Genomic DNA, 15,409 nt, shown 5'->3' on the forward strand with positions numbered 1-15,409 from the left:
TTGCCAACGCCGACACCGCCACCAGCAGAACCGTTACCGGTGGAACAGCCACCGGTCGAACCGCCAACAGATGCGACGGGGTAAATTGTGTGGGGTAGGCTAGCAGCCTGCCCCAGTTTATTCCTGTACACGTTCACCGATAATTATAATTATTATTCGTGTACTACCACCGCTGAGTCGACCTGCACCCCTACTAGCGGTAGCGGAGCACCCCAGACATTGTACAACGCTGGTGCTACGAGTTGTGGATCGCCAGTTGTCGCACAACGGATGGTACCGCTCCCGGTGGGCAGATTGATCTGGCGGGCAATCCGCTCAGTCTGAGCGGCAACTGCCGGGCCGGTATCGATAACCGTCACGTGCGATCCGGCACATGCCTCTATCAACGGCTTGAGCGGGGGAAAGTGCGTACATCCTAACACGATCACATCAACCTCTGGCACTGTCGCCAGATGCTGCGCGATCAGACGCCGGGTTTGATCACTCTGCAATTCGCCGGCTTCAACCTGTGCTACGAGATCGGGACAGGCCAGAGGATACACTGCAACCCCAGCCGCATAGGCCTGCACGAGTGAACGAAAACGATCACTGGCGAGGGTGCCGCTGGTGGCCAGAACTGCTACTTTTCCATTTCGGGTCGCAGCTACTGCCGGCTTGACCCCCGGCTCCATGCCGACCACCGGCACCGGTAGCTCACGCCGGAGCAATTCAATGGCTGCCGCCGTTGCCGTATTACAGGCCACCACAACAATCCGGGCACCCTGATCGACCAGCCAGCGCCCACACGCCAGTGCCCGGTCGCGAATTTCCGATAATGGACGTGGGCCATACGGACAGTAGGCACTGTCGGCCAGGTAGAGCAGGTCGGTGTCGGGCAATCGTTCGTGAATAGCACGCATAACCGATAGCCCGCCTAATCCAGAATCGAAGATGCCAATCATAGCAAGGGGCGATGCTGCATGTAACGACTCATATCAGGAAGCCTGATGGGCATTCGTCGCTCGTTCACGGCACGTGTTGACGAAATCGGCAAACAGTGCCTGCCAGCGTGGTTCACTGCTATCCCAAAGATGTTCCGGATGGCATTGTACGGCCAGCAAGTAGTGGTCATCGAGCGCTTCAAATGCCTCAATAATGCCATCAGGTGCGCTGGCAACCGCACGCAGACCGGGCGCGAGCTGCTTGATTGCTTGATGGTGCATTGTATTACAGCCGATGTCGGTTGTGTGCAGAATGGTGGCCAGTCGCGAGTCGGCGCGAATGTGTAAGGAATGGGTCAATTCAGTCCAGGCTCTGGTACGGGTATTCGCCCGATGATCGATGGTTGTTGCAAGCTGCGCAGGTATATCCTGGTAGAGTGATCCTCCCAGGGCCACGTTGATCACTTGCAGCCCACGACAAATGCCCAGTAACGGTTTGCGTTCGGCATGTGCCCAACGCGCCAGAGCAATCTCGACCGCATCACGCTGGCGATCTACCGTACCGAGATTTGGATGGGGCGGCTCGTCATAATAAGCTGGATCAACATCATCACCACCGGGGAGCAGAATGCCGTCGCATTGGTCGTACAATCGCCGCACTGCACTCCTATCATCGGTCAAATAGATAATGAGGGGGATGCCGCCAGCCGCCTCGATAGCCCGCAGATAGGTCGGACGCACCGCCTGCAACTCGCGGCCATCGGCACTGGTACCGCTGTGCATGGTTGTAATACCGATAAGCGGACGGTATTGATGATTCATACAGCCTCACGGTGTTCAGGCAGCACGACTCTGCCGGTGGGTATCACTGCAACTTTGGACAAATGCCGTAAAAAGACCTTGCCAGCGTGGATCAACCGTAGCCTGAAGGGCTTCAGGATGGCACTGTACGCCAACAATAAAGTGCTGGCTATCACCCTCTAGCGCCTCAATCACCCCATCCGGTGCCCAGGCAACGGCACGCAAGCCCGGAGCAACCCGCCGCACCGCTTGATGATGCAGCGAATTGATCATCAGATTCGTTGTCCCCAGTGCCTGTGCCAGCCGAGAGTCGGCGGCTATGGTAATAGCGTGGGCCATATATGTCCAGTCTTCACGCGCATACGAGAGGTTATGATCGATGGTCGTATCGAGTTGTGAAGGAATGTCCTGGTAGAGTGAACCACCGAGGGCTACATTAATCAACTGCACACCCCGACAGATACCGAGCAGAGGCTTACCATCAGCAGCCGCCCAGCGTGCCAGCCGTAATTCCATCAGATCACGCGGGGGATCAATCGCGCCGAGGCGCTCGTGCGGTTGATCACCATAATGATTCGGCGAAATATCGCCACCACCGGCGAGGAGCAATCCATCCAGGCGTTCGTAGATTGTTCGTAGTGTTGCACTATCGAGGAGTGGTGGGATCAAGATCGGCGCTCCACCTGCCTGTAACACGGCGTCAACGTAGGTTTGGCGATGTCCGTAAGATGGTGGGCACCAGTCGCGATCACGGAAGGTACCACATGATATTCCAATCAGAGGCGTCATTTGGGCTTCCTCCGTAGTTGCGGTTATGTCGATGTTATAGGTGCGCATTATAGCATACTCTGCCATAATGCCCTCAGTCAGGAGACGGATCAGGCATGTTCGCCAGCAATCGGCATAATGATCGAGAAGGTGCTACCGACACCGACCGTACTCTCGACCCAGATCCGACCACCGAGCAATTCAACGAGGGGTTTAACGATAGACAGGCCAAGGCCGGTACCGCCAGCTTCTACCTTGAGCGAGTTTTCACCGCGGAAGAACCGATCAAAGATACGAGGCAGGTCTTCGGGGCGAATACCGACACCGGTATCGCTAATGCTGAGCAAAAGATAGCGACGATTGTCGCTCAGGGTACTGCGAGTCGGTTCTGGAATATCAATGTTCATCACTTCACGGGCAGCAATCGTGATCGAGCCACCAGCTGGTGTGTATTTCACTGCATTCAGCAACACATGGTACAGAATCTGATGCAACCGCATCGCATCTGCTCTAATCAAGGGCAATCCCGGCGGGATTGAGATCGTGAGTTGATGGCGGTGCTGGGTAATTTGCGGTTGCAACTCAGCAATCACTCCGCTCAACGCCTCAGCGAGATGTAGTGAACGCCATTCGAGATCAATACTGCCTGACTCGATCTTGGTGATCTCCAGTACATCATTGATCAGGTTAATCATACGCTCGGTATTACTGTAGATGGTGTTCACGAACTCGCGTTGCGTGTCGTTGAGCTGGCCGAGGCCACCCATGGCCAGGAGCTGGGTGAATCCCTTGATGGCCGTCATCGGTGTACGTAGTTCGTGCGACATTGTGCCGATAAACTCGTTCTTCATCCGGTCAGCTTCCACTTCACGCGTAATATCGCGCAACACCAGTAGTGCACCGAGCAGCTCATCATTTTCCTTGAGTACCGGACTGAGTGAGAAGTTGACCGTTTTGCCGCCGACGATAGCCGTTGTCGTGAAGGTACGTGCTTCACCATTGACAGACAAAGGCCGCCGCAGTAAATCGTCCAGTGGTAGTTCAGCCGCGTGACTGCCGAGGTAGCGTTGAATCACATCGCGCAGATTCCAGAGCAGTAACTCTTCGAGTGGTCGGTGCAGAATACGGCTGGCTGCCGGATTAATGCTAATTACACCACCGTACAGATCGCACACGATCACGCCATCGAGCAGGCTTTGCAAGATAGCCGCAATCTGGCTGGTCTCTTTTTGCTGACGATCAAGTAGCTCATAACGACGTTCAGCTTCGGTGCTAATCATGCGGAAGAGATTGGCATTGTTGATCCCAATCGCAATCGCACCGGCACAGGCATTGAGCAGGCGTACATGGCCTTCATTGAAAAAATGGGTCTGGGAATGGGAGAGGGTCATCACTCCGATCACCTCACCCTGCACGAAGAGCGGTACGGCGATCATCGATCCCTCACGCTTACGGCTGCTGCCGGGAATCGCGACCCAGCGCTCATCCCTGGAAAGATCAGCGGCGAGCACGGTCTGGCCGTGTTGAGCTGCCCAACCGGCAATGCCCTGCCCAATCGCAAAGCGTACCGTATTGTCGGGTGAGACCTTCGTTCCCAAAATAGCGCGTGTAACCAACAGACTGGGATTATCCTCTTCAGTGAGTAGAATTGATGCATGTTCGGCCTGCACAATACGGGCCAGCATCGTCAACGAGTTATTGAGGATTTGATCCAGATCGAGGGTCTGGTTTACCTGGGCCGCAATCGCGTGCAGGGTGGCCAGCCGATCCTTCTCTTCTTCAAGCTCACGGGTGCGCTCGATGACACGCTGTTCAAGATCGGCATTGAGCGTGCGAATGGTATGATAGAGTTCGGCATTTTGCAGCGCAATCGCTGCCTGGCTGGCGATGCTTTGGGCCAGGTCTTGCATAAAACGTAGATCGAGCGGATTATGAAGTTCCTGCAGGGTTACGGCGCCAATCAAACGTTCGCCGCCAGTCATCGGAATAATCAGCACGCTGCAACCGGCGATCATCCACTCCTGCATATTGTCGGCAGAAATAGCAGGCCAGAAAATACCTTTATGAAATGCAGCCTGAACAGTTGGATTAGCGTCCGGCAAAATGTAACCAACTGGCGGGCCATCATCACTCCCACGACCGGCAACAACCCTGATCTGCTGTTTATCATCGACCAGCCAGAGTGCGACGTGATGCGCTTCAGTGAGGCGATGAAGGCTATCGATGACAATTTCAATCAAGGTGTCGCGGTCGAGTGTCGCGGAGAGACGTTGAGAAATATCGTTGAGTGCCTTCAGTTGCAGTGCTCGTTGATCGGCTGCTGCTGAAGCAGCATCGAGACTGGCGGCGATAAATTCACGTTCGTGAATGAGCTGACTGGTGTGTTCAGTCCAGATTTCAACCAGTATCGCAATCGCCTGATCAAACAGATCGGCCAGCTCATCGATAAGAGTTAGACCGGATGTGTCCTGGATAAGTGAGGCCCGAATAGTACGGTGCAGGTTTTGGAAGTTCCGCACCATAACTGGTAGGCCAACGTCCGCTTCAGCTGCAATCCACTCACTGAACAGGTCACGCAGTGGCAACTCATTCCCCTCAGCCGCAGCAATCAGGGCCGATACCAGGCGTTGCGTTTCCAGACGTGGTTGGATAACCACGTTCCCTGTCATGGCTTCGTTTCGATCTGGCCAGTTGTCGAGGATCGCTGTCTGCCGGGTGTGCAGCCATTGACTGAGTGTGGGATTCATAGGCTGAGTCGGTAATTTCCGTTATTCACTGCGTACCACAACCACAGTTGCGTCATCATTATCCTTCCCAAAACGGTGTAGAATCTCATCGGCAATGTGTTGTGGTGACTGATGTAAATCAGGCGGCATCTCGGTAGCAAAGCGACTCGATATACCGTCACTGTATAAAACGAAGGTGTCGCCAGAATTGTAGGTATAACTCAGGCGCAGGAGTTGTGGCAGGCGATAACCGACAATCCCGTTTTTCGAGATAGGTTTTATCAGCAGATCGCTATACACTTGTGCGCCGATATTCCCAACACCCACAAATTCAGCAGTGTGTTGATCGGCATTGAGGCGAAGTAGCGCCATCACTGCGCCACGGCTACCGACAAGCGCCCGGTCGGCCTGACGCATCAACTCAGTTAATTCAAGCTCTGGATAGCGTTCCAAAATGGCAACAGCGCGCCGGGCTGCTTCCGCAGCCGCCTCACCACCGCCAAGTCCATCAATAACGGCAGCTAACAGTTGATTGTCGGCATAGGGTAAGACCAGATAAGCGTCGCCGCTGATGTGTTGGCCTGCTTTCGGTCGTAGCGCTGCTCCCCATGAAAGTTTCATAGTTCCTCATTACCGGCGTGTTGTCCGCCACTTCACTGCATGTACTGTTGTTCCGAGACCTGGTGTTGATTGGATGTGAAAATCATCCATTAATCGACGCACACCGGGTAGACCGGCACCGAGCGAATGGGTCGTGCTGTAACCATCCTGTAGGGCCAGCTCAATATCAGAAATACCGGGGCCGTTATCGCGTGCTTCGATTGCGATCCCTGTTGTCTGATCGTCGCGTCGCAGCACAGAGATCGTCATCTCGCCGCCTCCGGCGTGTCGTATTAGATTGTGAGCCAGTTCGAGAATACAGATCTCGATGCGGGTGCGGTCGGTTTCGCTAAATTGTAATTCGGTGGCCAGGCGACGACCACTGCTCAGCGCAACGTAGACATCTGCTTCTCGCTGGATGCGAAACGTAGTCGATTCCATACTCTCACATTATACTTGAAGGACATTAATTCGGATGTGACCGGGTTGTATATCAGGCTGTGAGAGTTGAACGACTAGCTATCAGCCCTGCTACCGGCCCGCCGCGGCAGGCGTAGTTCGGTGCTGTCGATGACCAGAGTGACGGGGCCGTCGTTGATCAGAGCGACCTGCATCATAGCGCCGAAGACGCCGGTGGCAACCGGGATGTGACGTGCCCGGAGTGCAGCGACAAAGGCATCAACCAGCGGTGCGGCCATCTCAGGCCGGGCAGCCGCCGTGAAGCTTGGACGACGCCCCTTGCGCGTGTCGGCATAGAGGGTAAACTGCGATACGACTAGCACGGCCCCACCAACATCGAGCAGAGAGAGGTTGAATTTCCCTTCGTGATCGCTGAAAATCCGAAGCTGAGCAATCTTCTCTGCCAGCAACTCCACATCTTCCGCTGTATCGGTATGGCACACGCCGAGCAAGATCAACAGGCCGTTGCCAATTGCTCCTACCGCTTCGCCTGCGACGGTGACGGATGCTTCGCGAACACGTTGAATGACTGCGCGCATCAAGTTTCCTCTGCCGGAATTGCAAAGACTAAACGTCCAGTTTGGGTTTGATGGATACGAGTGACCACAACCTCAATGGTGTGGCCAATGAGATGTCGGGCATTTTCAACGATCACTGGTGTGCCATCGTCAAGATAGCCGACCCCTTGCTGGCGGGTATTGCCTTCGTTACGAATCAACACCTGGAGTCGTTGATCCTGCATGACCGGTGGACGGAGGGCGTCGCTCAACTGATTGATGCTCAAGACCGTTACGCCCTGCAAACCGGCAACCCGATTGAGATTATAGTCGTTGGTAATGATTGGGCAGTGATACTGTCGGGCTAATTCGATTAACTTGTCATCCACACGCAGAGAGTCGGGAACATCGTGACTCACAATTTCAATTGGCAAAGGCGATGATTGTTGCATCTGATTAAGCAACTCAAGGCCGCGACGACCCTTCTGTCGCCGTAAGTCATCGTTTGAGTCGGCCAGCATTTGCAATTCGGTCAACACAAACGAGGGGATCAGGAGCGATCCTTCCATAAATCCGGTGCGCACCACGGCTGCAATCCGGCCATCAATAATCGCGCTGGTATCGATCAGGTAGCGACGCCCCGATGGGAGCGTAGAGGAGGTTTCTGGTGGCGAAGACTGGAGAGGAGTCGGCGGTTGTGAGCGTGGCTGTCGCCAGTGGTTCACCAGATCAACAAACTCACGTTTGCGTAAGTAAAGGATCGCAGCGCCAAAGTAGACGAGGATCGCCGTCACAATGCCCGGCAACAGATTGCCATACGGTGCCGGTAGCATAGCCAGCGGCACCGTGAACAATGCACCGAGAACGCCGCCAATGCCAATCCCTATCGTGATCAGAACAACTTCGTGCAACGGTATAGTACGTGCCTGACGAAAGAGGGAACGAAGTGGGTCGGCGATGATGCGAGGGGCCAGAATCAGGCCAAGGCCACCACCGGCAAGGGTGAGGAGCAGGGTAGCAAGTACTTGATCGGAAGTTGGTGTGGGGCCGGAGAGTGAATGGCCAACCCAAAACCCCAGATAGGCCATCCAACTAAAACCGAATAGGCGCACGATAAAATCGAGACTTAGTCTCATAGCTCACCCTTGTTCGATGGCTGGCGAGGATGAAGAAGCTATTCCTTTGCGGGTGAGGAGTTCGACCGCTTCGGATAGTGAGCGCACCGGTGTGATGGTGAGACCGTCTGCCCAGTCAAGTGTAGAATGTGCGGGTACAATTGCTCGCCGAAATCCTAGCTTCGCTGCTTCACTCAGGCGACGCTCAAGCTGACTGACACTGCGTAATTCGCCAGACAACCCGATTTCACCAAGACAGACAAGATCGGGATCAATCCGCTGGTTGCGGTATGAGGACGCAATCGCCAGAGCAACTGCCAGATCGGCTGCCGGTTCACCGATACGCAGACCACCGACAATGTTAACATAAAGGTCTTGATTGAATAACGGCAGCCCTACTCGTTTTGAGAGCACGGCTGTCAGCATGAGCAGGCGATTGAGATCAAAGCCATTGGTGGTACGACGAGGCTGGGCATTACCGGTATGGGATGTCAGCGCCTGCACTTCCACCAGTAACGGACGGGTTCCCTCTAGCGTCGCGGTCACCGTCGATCCAGGGCTTTGCGTATTCCGTTCGGCGAGAAAGACCTGCGATGGATTACGCACCTCACGCAAACCATCGCCGGTCATTTCAAAGACGCCCACTTCATTCGTGCTACCGAAGCGATTTTTGACCCCGCGTAACAGGCGAAACTGGTGAAACCGGTCGCCTTCGAGGTAGAGCACGACATCAACGATGTGTTCGAGGACACGTGGGCCGGCGATGGCTCCCTCTTTTGTTACGTGACCAACCAGCACAATCGGAATGGCAGTCTCTTTCGCCAGTTGCATCAGGCGAAGGGCACCCTCGCGTACCTGCGAGACACTACCGGCTGCGCTGGTTAATTCGGGGAGATAGACCGTCTGGATCGAGTCGACGATCACCAGTCGTGGCCGTAAATGACGGATATGTTCAATAATTAGATCAAGTGATGTTTCGGCCAGAAGGAAGAGATCGTCTGCGGTTAATCCCAACCGTTCGGCGCGTAACCGAATTTGTTGCGCCGACTCTTCGGCACTCACATAAAGTGCCGGCCCCACGCTGGTCGCAAAATGAGCCGCTACCTGACCGAGCAGTGTTGATTTTCCTACTCCAGGGTCGCCACCGATCAACACCACCGAGCCGGGTACCAGGCCACCACCGAGTACACGGGCAAACTCGTCGGCATAGACAGGCAGCCGCTGAAAGTCGGTCAGGGGAACATCGCGTAGTCGAACCGGTTGATTCTGACCGGCAGTAGCCGCTCGCTGACCGCCTGTTCCACGGGCAGGTGAAACAATCTGTTCAACCAGACTATCCCATGCACCGCATTCAGGACACTTCCCCATCCAGCGACTCTGCTGAGCACCACATTGTTGACAAACGAAGATAGTACGTATTTTCGCCATAGCTGCATTATACCACCGCATACGTAGGCCACGAATCGGTGCGAGGTGTTGCTGTTGAGAAGTCTCATAACGTATGCCAATTTGTATGAGGCACGCTGCACAACCAGATGAGGTTCAACAGGCTGAAGCGAAGCGACATCTGAACTGGCGGGTTTGTATACTGCACCGTGTGGTAGGAAGACACCGCACAGCTTTCCCCTATCGGCAGAATGACCGGCGCAGCACCTACCGGGCAGCGAGCACGGTGGGCGCGGCAGCATGGCTGCCGCACGCCAAACTACGCACTACGTGTGGATTGGCGGACGGGGAAAGGTTCGATCCGGAGCGTGATTTCTACGTAGATTTACGAAACAGGCTTTAGTATATATTGTAAGTTTTCAGTTGCGCATTGTTTATAAAACATTATGAAATATACACGTTTATTTGCAATATTATTGGATTAAACTGAAGAAGGTTGTTTGAGTTGCACGGTACTGAAATGGTAGGTACATTATGTATACAAATGAAACTATCCTGATTATTGGTCTTCTCATCCTTTCCATTGCTTCTGGTATGCTTGGATTGGGAGTAGCATTTGCAGCCGTGCCATTCCTTGGTCTATTTATGACCGATTTGGTGCATGAAGTTCAACCGTTATCACTGTTTCTCAATGGGATCACGGCAATGTTTGCCTTGTTCGGTTTTGCCCGTAGTGGTCTGGTTGAGTGGCGTCCGGCAATACTCTTAGCGATTGTCACGACGGTATTCGCACCAGTCGGTTCGTGGCTTGCGCAGCAGATAGATGCTCGCTGGCTGTGGATTTTCTATTTTGCTGCTGTAGCTTTTCTGGCATGGCGGATGTTTATGCCAGACAAATCAGCCGGTGGAACGAGATCAGTTGAGCCAAATCTGGTTCTTGCGCTGCTACTCGCCGCTCCAATTTCTGTATTGGCTGGCATGCTCGGTGTTGGTCCGGGATTTCTGCTATTGCCAACCCTGATTTTGCTGCACTACGAGCCAAAGCACGCAGCCGCAATTAATGCACTCGCGGTAACACCGCCTTCCTTCTCGGCATTGATCCCTCATATGACAACCGCAACCATTAATTGGACGCTTGGAGCTATTCTGGTGGTTGTCGGGGCAGCGGGTTCATTTTTTGGTGCACGCCTGACCAGTCTGTATGTGCCCGGTCAGCGGCTCAAGCAGGCTTTTGGGGTACTCATCGTTGTGATGACTCTGTATAAACTCTTTCAAATTTTAGGATAAATGTCGTGACCTGGTTATGTCTGGCAACAATCAGATACAGGTTGCCTCCATCGCTCGCACGTGTTATCATGTAAATTAGCATATTGAAAAGGCAGCAATCTGACGAAACGTATAATAGTACCCCTGTCCTGTTACAGGATAGGGGTGTTTGTATCACGAACGAGCGTATCTCATGCGCGAATGGTTGCTTTCAACGACCTACCAGTTTCTGATAAACTTGCGGTTTGTTGCCTGGCGTGTACTTCGTCCGCGTGCAATTGGGGTGCGGGTGATTGTACAACAGGGAGATTCATTTTTGCTGGTGCGGCATCGCGGAGGGGCAACGCCGTGGGGATTGCCCGGCGGCGCCATTGACCGGGGTGAGACGCCTGCCGATGCTGCTCGTCGTGAAGCGCTGGAAGAGAGTGGTTGTCCGGTCACTATCACGGCGCTGCATGGCGTCTTTCACTATCTGACAGACGGTCTTAGCGATTATATTATTGTATTTACGGCAGCAGCCGAGGGGCCACCGGTACCGCCAGCCGGTGATCTAGAGATTTGTGATGCGCGCTTCTTTCATCCTGATCAGTTGCCCGCAGGTGTGGAAGCCGGTAGTGCACGGCGCATCGCCGAGGCGCGGCGTGGCGAGCGCGGAATCTTTGCATCATGGTAGTTGTCATTGTTGAGGTGGTTATGCCCTACACACCAATTCTGGCCACACTTGGTTATGTGCTATCACCCGATCGGCAATCGGTATTGATGGTTCATCGCAATGCCCGTGCCGGTGATCAACATTTAGGTAAGTACAACGGCCTGGGTGGTAAGCTCGAACGCGATGAAGAGATTGTGGCCGGTATTCAGCGCGAATTGTATGAAGAAGCTGGTATTACTGCGCTCGAATTGACGTTGCGGGGTACGGTAAGCTGGCCGGGGTTCGGCAAACATGGTGAGGACTGGTTTGCATTTATCTTCTTAATTACTCGTTTCGCCGGCGAGCCACCGCCTTCCAATGAGGAAGGTACCCTTGAATGGGTACCGCTCCAGCGTGTCATGCACCTTCCCCTGTGGCCGGGTGATCGCTTTTTTCTCCCGCTGGTCTTCGACGACGATCCGCGTCCATTCCATGGCGTGATGCCTTATGCGAACGGTCAACCGGTGGCCTGGAACTTCTCACGGATCGGTACAGGCTGACGCATCGTGGTATAATTGCTCTCATCCTATCGTAGTGCGCTGTTATGCGACAGCGTCGTGGATTGCGGCAGAAGCCTATGCTTGACATTAAACTCATTCGTGAACAACCCGATGAAGTAAAACGCCGGCTCGCTCGTTGTGGGGTTGATGGGGCAGTCGTCGATCAGGTGTTGGCTTTTGATGAACAACGCCGGCGCTTGATTTATGAGGTGGAGACGCGCAAAGCTGAGCGGAACACTGTCTCGAAGCAGATTGGTGCGATGAAAGACCCGGTTGAGCGGCAGGCAAAGATAGATGCTATGCGCCAGTTGGGTGATGAAATCGCCGCACTCGACCGGCAACTGGCCGAGGTGGAAGAGCAACAGCGGGCAGTGATGCTCGAAATTCGCAATCTGCCCCATCCTGATGTTCCCGATGGAGTTGATGATCGCGATAATGTGGTGATTTATCAAGAGGGTGAAGAGCGGCAGTTGCCCTTTCCGGCCCGTCCGCACTGGGAATTGGGTGAGGCGTTAGGCATTATCGATTTTGAGCGTGGGGTGAAGCTGGCCGGTTCCCGTTTCTACGTGATGCGTGGGGCAGGCGCCCGCCTCCAGCGCGCTGTCATTCAGTGGTTGATCGATCTGCACCTGGAACAGGGTTACCAGGAAGTGTATACACCCTTTGTGGTCAAAGAATCGGTGTTGTGGGCATCAGGTCAGTTGCCAAAATTCCGCGATAACCTTTACCGCGACGAAGAGTCGGGTTTATGGCTGGTGCCAACCGCAGAAGTTCCGTTGACCAGTCTCTACGCCGATGAAATCCTCGACGCGAGTCAGTTGCCGATCTATCACGTTGCCTATACGCCCTGTTTCCGCAAAGAGCAGCTTAGTGCCGGGCGTGATGTGCGTGGTATCAAGCGCGGCCATCAGTTCGACAAGGTCGAAATGTATATGTTCGTGACACCTGATCAGAGTTATCAGGCGCTCGAAAAACTACGCCGCGATGCTGAAGAGTGTGCCCGCCGGCTAGGGTTGCCGTTCCGCACTAAACTGCTCTGTACCGGCGATCTCGGTTTTGGTTCAACCAAGACCTACGACATTGAAGTTTGGGCACCGGGTGTGGGCGAATGGCTTGAAGTCAGTTCGTGCTCGAATGTGGAAGCATTTCAGGCCCGACGTGCCAATTTGCGCTACCGACCTGAACCGGGAGCAAAGCCTGAGTTTTTACATACGCTGAACGGTTCGGGGTTAGGCCTCCCACGGACGATCATCGCGATTATGGAGAATTATCAGCAGGAAGATGGGAGTATCCTGATTCCCGAAGTATTGCGGCCATATATGGGTGGTATGGAACGGATCGGGCCATAAGCTGCGATCCGCCGCAAGCAGGAAACGATGCCTATGCCGGTTGTTATTCAACTCACCAGTGCAATGCACGGTGGTACCAGTCCAAGTTGTGGTACCGGTGATCATAGCAGTTGTGGGCCAGATTGTGGGTGTGGTTGTCCGTACACCGGGATGGTCGAACGTGGTCGGGTGGAGCCGGTAGCGCTGATTGAGCAGCGCTATCCCGGCCAATGGCTGGCATTGGTGATTCCACCCGGCGAAGACGAAGAACATCCTGAGCAGGCCATGCTGGTTGCTTACAGCACCGACCCCGATGAAGTCTGGGATGCGGTGAGTCGAATTACCTTCAATCAGGTTGTCCACGTCTATTTTAATGGCTCGCTGGCCGATTATCTGGCCTGGGCTGAAGCTGAATAATCATGCTGACAGTAAGCGATTATCTGGCGCAACCGCTTGTTTCGCCTGACGTTAGTATTCGTTACGGTGATCACCCCGATCAGTTTGGTGATCTGTATTTGCCTGAACAATTACTCCCAGCACCGGTCGTAATGATGATTCATGGCGGCTGCTGGCAGGTCGCTTACCCCCTTACCCCCCTTGGTGAGTGCTGTGCAGCGTTACGCGCACGCGGTTATGCCGTATGGAATCTGGAGTACCGTCGGCTGGGGAATGGTGGTGGGTGGCCGTACACGTTTCTGGACGTTGCTGCCGGCGCCGATCATCTGCGGATATTGGCGGAACACTATCCGCTTGATCTACGTCGTGTCGTGATTGTTGGTCATTCAGCCGGCGGGCACCTGGCGCTCTGGCTGGTTACGCGGCCAAAACTTCCTCCTACCAGCCCGCTGTACACCCCCCATCCGTTACCGGTACACGGTGTGGTGGCACTGGCGGCAGTTGCCGATCTTCACCGGGGTGTCACCGCTACGGCCTGTGGCACTGCCTGCCTGGAACTGATCGACAACGAAGAATCACGCTGCGCTGAAGCATCACCTCACGCACGTCTACCACTCGACGTACCACACTATCACCTCGTGGGTGCTGATGACTCGATTGTACCGGCCTCGTATGTAGCGGCCTTTGTTGACGCCGCCCGTCAGGCCGGCGATCTGACACACCTGACTATCGTGCCCAACTGTGGCCACTTTGAACTCACGACACCCCATAGTCAGGCCTGGCAAGCCGTCGTGCAGACGATTGACAAGGCATGTTCCCTAAATCGGTCTTAAGGCGGATAGACGCCCGTACCTTGATTTGCTATACTTTTCACAGGTCGAGCGATGGAGCAACAGACATCGCCCGACATGTATCCTCCCAATCCTCACTGTTGCTCCCCATAATCCCCTTACGGCCACCAGTAAGTGGCCGTTGCCACATGTGTAATGGGTCGCGGCGGCAATGCCCCGCGACCCGCACCGCTTTTTATGCGGTATAATAAAAAAGTCATGCCGGTTGTTCCAGGGTGCGTTATACTAAATACAATAGGAAGTGTACGGTAGAGGAGTGACGTGTGTTAACCTCGGATGAGTTAACGCCAACCAGCGACAGTTACACCCAACGGGAGATGGAGATACTGCGCCGTGAACTGAGTGAAGCTCAGGCGCTGATCCGAACGTTGCGTCGTCAGTTGGAGAAGGCGATAGCTGCGGCGCAAGAAGCCCAACGTGCTCATGCCAAGATGGTTGAGACGCTCACCGAGACGATGCGCGAAAACACTGTGCTCTGTCACGAGCGAGATATGTGGCGTGCCCGCGCCCAACGTCTCGAATCTTCGTTGCACGAAGAGATTCGACCAGGGGCAGCAATTGACATTAGTTCGCTGGTTGGTCAGATCAGTGAAGATGAAGCAAATGCCATTCGCAAAGCGATGGCACGCCTGCATCATCCAGATGTCGGTGGTGACCCGGAGCGGATGAAGGCGTGGAATGCAGCACTCGACCGGCTGTTTCGACAGTAGAGGCTGTCATATCCGTTGCCCACACCTGATGAACGCACAGTATGCCGTTGAATATTCCTCGTTACTGCAAGGTACCTCCTCATTCGTTGCGGTGTAGTCATTAGCTTTGTAATATCAAGCCTTGTTCATCACTAGCGGGCACCGGATACGCGGTGATCCACAATTAACTGTCCCCTCCGCGACGATCTGTGGGGTTCACCTGCATCATACGGATAGGCGGGTTCCGTAGGGGCGGGTTCTCAACCCGCCCTACGGACGTTGCATCGACCCATTCACAGTACCATACGCGGGATGCGACGAAAGCGAGAGTACGGCTTGGCGCATGCCATGCATTGAGTTGTATCAGGTGTGAGATAGTCTTTGACGTTCGGTGCGTGTGGCCGTAGAGCGGGTTC

General features: G+C 54.4%; 16 protein-coding genes. 7 read left to right on the forward strand and 9 right to left on the reverse strand.

Annotated elements, in window-relative coordinates; all coding sequences use genetic code 11:
• Positions 1 to 152: 152 nt before the first annotated feature.
• The 9 genes from murI to radA form a co-directional block, all read right to left on the reverse strand.
• Entirely contained in the window at positions 153 to 941 is a 789-nt protein-coding gene (gene murI, locus VAE57_RS16415) for a glutamate racemase (protein WP_322822936.1), read from the reverse strand.
• A 33-nt stretch (positions 942 to 974) separates the two neighbouring features.
• The gene (locus tag VAE57_RS16420) at positions 975 to 1,742 is read right to left on the reverse strand and encodes a gamma-glutamyl-gamma-aminobutyrate hydrolase family protein (protein ID WP_322822937.1); all 768 of its coding nucleotides are present in this window, start codon (positions 1,740 to 1,742) and stop codon (positions 975 to 977) included.
• 15 nt (positions 1,743 to 1,757) lie between these two features.
• Positions 1,758 to 2,510: a gamma-glutamyl-gamma-aminobutyrate hydrolase family protein gene (locus tag VAE57_RS16425; RefSeq protein WP_322822938.1), complete on the reverse strand. Its 753-nt coding sequence runs from the start codon at positions 2,508 to 2,510 to the stop codon at positions 1,758 to 1,760.
• An 89-nt stretch (positions 2,511 to 2,599) separates the two neighbouring features.
• The gene (locus VAE57_RS16430; RefSeq protein WP_322822939.1) at positions 2,600 to 5,236 is read right to left on the reverse strand and encodes a GAF domain-containing protein; all 2,637 of its coding nucleotides are present in this window, start codon (positions 5,234 to 5,236) and stop codon (positions 2,600 to 2,602) included.
• Between the two features lie 21 nt (positions 5,237 to 5,257).
• A complete protein-coding gene (locus tag VAE57_RS16435; RefSeq protein ID WP_322822940.1) occupies positions 5,258 to 5,836 on the reverse strand; it encodes a SpoIIE family protein phosphatase in 579 nt (192 codons plus the stop codon).
• 9 nt (positions 5,837 to 5,845) lie between these two features.
• Positions 5,846 to 6,256 carry an anti-sigma regulatory factor gene (locus tag VAE57_RS16440; RefSeq protein WP_322822941.1) on the reverse strand — a complete coding sequence of 137 codons (411 nt, stop codon included), beginning with the start codon at positions 6,254 to 6,256 and terminating at the stop codon, positions 5,846 to 5,848.
• Positions 6,257 to 6,330: 74 nt separating this feature from the next.
• Positions 6,331 to 6,813: a D-aminoacyl-tRNA deacylase gene (gene dtd / locus VAE57_RS16445; RefSeq protein WP_322822942.1), complete on the reverse strand. Its 483-nt coding sequence runs from the start codon at positions 6,811 to 6,813 to the stop codon at positions 6,331 to 6,333.
• A complete protein-coding gene (locus VAE57_RS16450) occupies positions 6,813 to 7,907 on the reverse strand; it encodes a PIN/TRAM domain-containing protein (RefSeq protein WP_322822943.1) in 1,095 nt (364 codons plus the stop codon). The genes dtd and VAE57_RS16450 overlap by 1 nt, the downstream gene beginning before the upstream one ends.
• Positions 7,908 to 7,910: 3 nt before the next feature.
• Positions 7,911 to 9,314, reverse strand: a complete 1,404-nt coding sequence (radA, locus tag VAE57_RS16455) for a DNA repair protein RadA (RefSeq protein ID WP_322822944.1) — start codon at positions 9,312 to 9,314, stop codon at positions 7,911 to 7,913.
• A gap of 492 nt (positions 9,315 to 9,806) precedes the next feature.
• On the opposite strand from radA, the gene VAE57_RS16460 reads away from it, so the two are divergent.
• From VAE57_RS16460 to VAE57_RS16490, 7 genes are all read left to right on the forward strand, one after another.
• Positions 9,807 to 10,559: a sulfite exporter TauE/SafE family protein gene (locus tag VAE57_RS16460; RefSeq protein WP_322822945.1), complete on the forward strand. Its 753-nt coding sequence runs from the start codon at positions 9,807 to 9,809 to the stop codon at positions 10,557 to 10,559.
• 172 nt (positions 10,560 to 10,731) lie between these two features.
• A complete protein-coding gene (locus tag VAE57_RS16465; protein WP_322822946.1) occupies positions 10,732 to 11,211 on the forward strand; it encodes an NUDIX domain-containing protein in 480 nt (159 codons plus the stop codon).
• Between the two features lie 20 nt (positions 11,212 to 11,231).
• Positions 11,232 to 11,729: an NUDIX hydrolase gene (locus tag VAE57_RS16470; protein WP_416208469.1), complete on the forward strand. Its 498-nt coding sequence runs from the start codon at positions 11,232 to 11,234 to the stop codon at positions 11,727 to 11,729.
• Positions 11,730 to 11,806: 77 nt separating this feature from the next.
• Positions 11,807 to 13,078: a serine--tRNA ligase gene (gene serS, locus VAE57_RS16475; RefSeq protein ID WP_322822948.1), complete on the forward strand. Its 1,272-nt coding sequence runs from the start codon at positions 11,807 to 11,809 to the stop codon at positions 13,076 to 13,078.
• A 33-nt stretch (positions 13,079 to 13,111) separates the two neighbouring features.
• Complete coding sequence (locus tag VAE57_RS16480) at positions 13,112 to 13,474, forward strand: hypothetical protein (protein ID WP_012256349.1); 363 nt, start codon at positions 13,112 to 13,114, stop codon at positions 13,472 to 13,474.
• Between the two features lie 2 nt (positions 13,475 to 13,476).
• Positions 13,477 to 14,286 (forward strand): alpha/beta hydrolase, encoded by an 810-nt coding sequence (locus tag VAE57_RS16485; RefSeq protein WP_322822949.1) that lies wholly within the window; start codon positions 13,477 to 13,479, stop codon positions 14,284 to 14,286.
• Between the two features lie 281 nt (positions 14,287 to 14,567).
• A complete protein-coding gene (locus VAE57_RS16490) occupies positions 14,568 to 15,014 on the forward strand; it encodes a hypothetical protein (RefSeq protein WP_322822950.1) in 447 nt (148 codons plus the stop codon).
• Positions 15,015 to 15,409 lie beyond the last annotated feature (395 nt).

Source organism: Chloroflexus sp. (genome assembly GCF_034434295.1).
Classification (GTDB): domain Bacteria; phylum Chloroflexota; class Chloroflexia; order Chloroflexales; family Chloroflexaceae; genus Chloroflexus.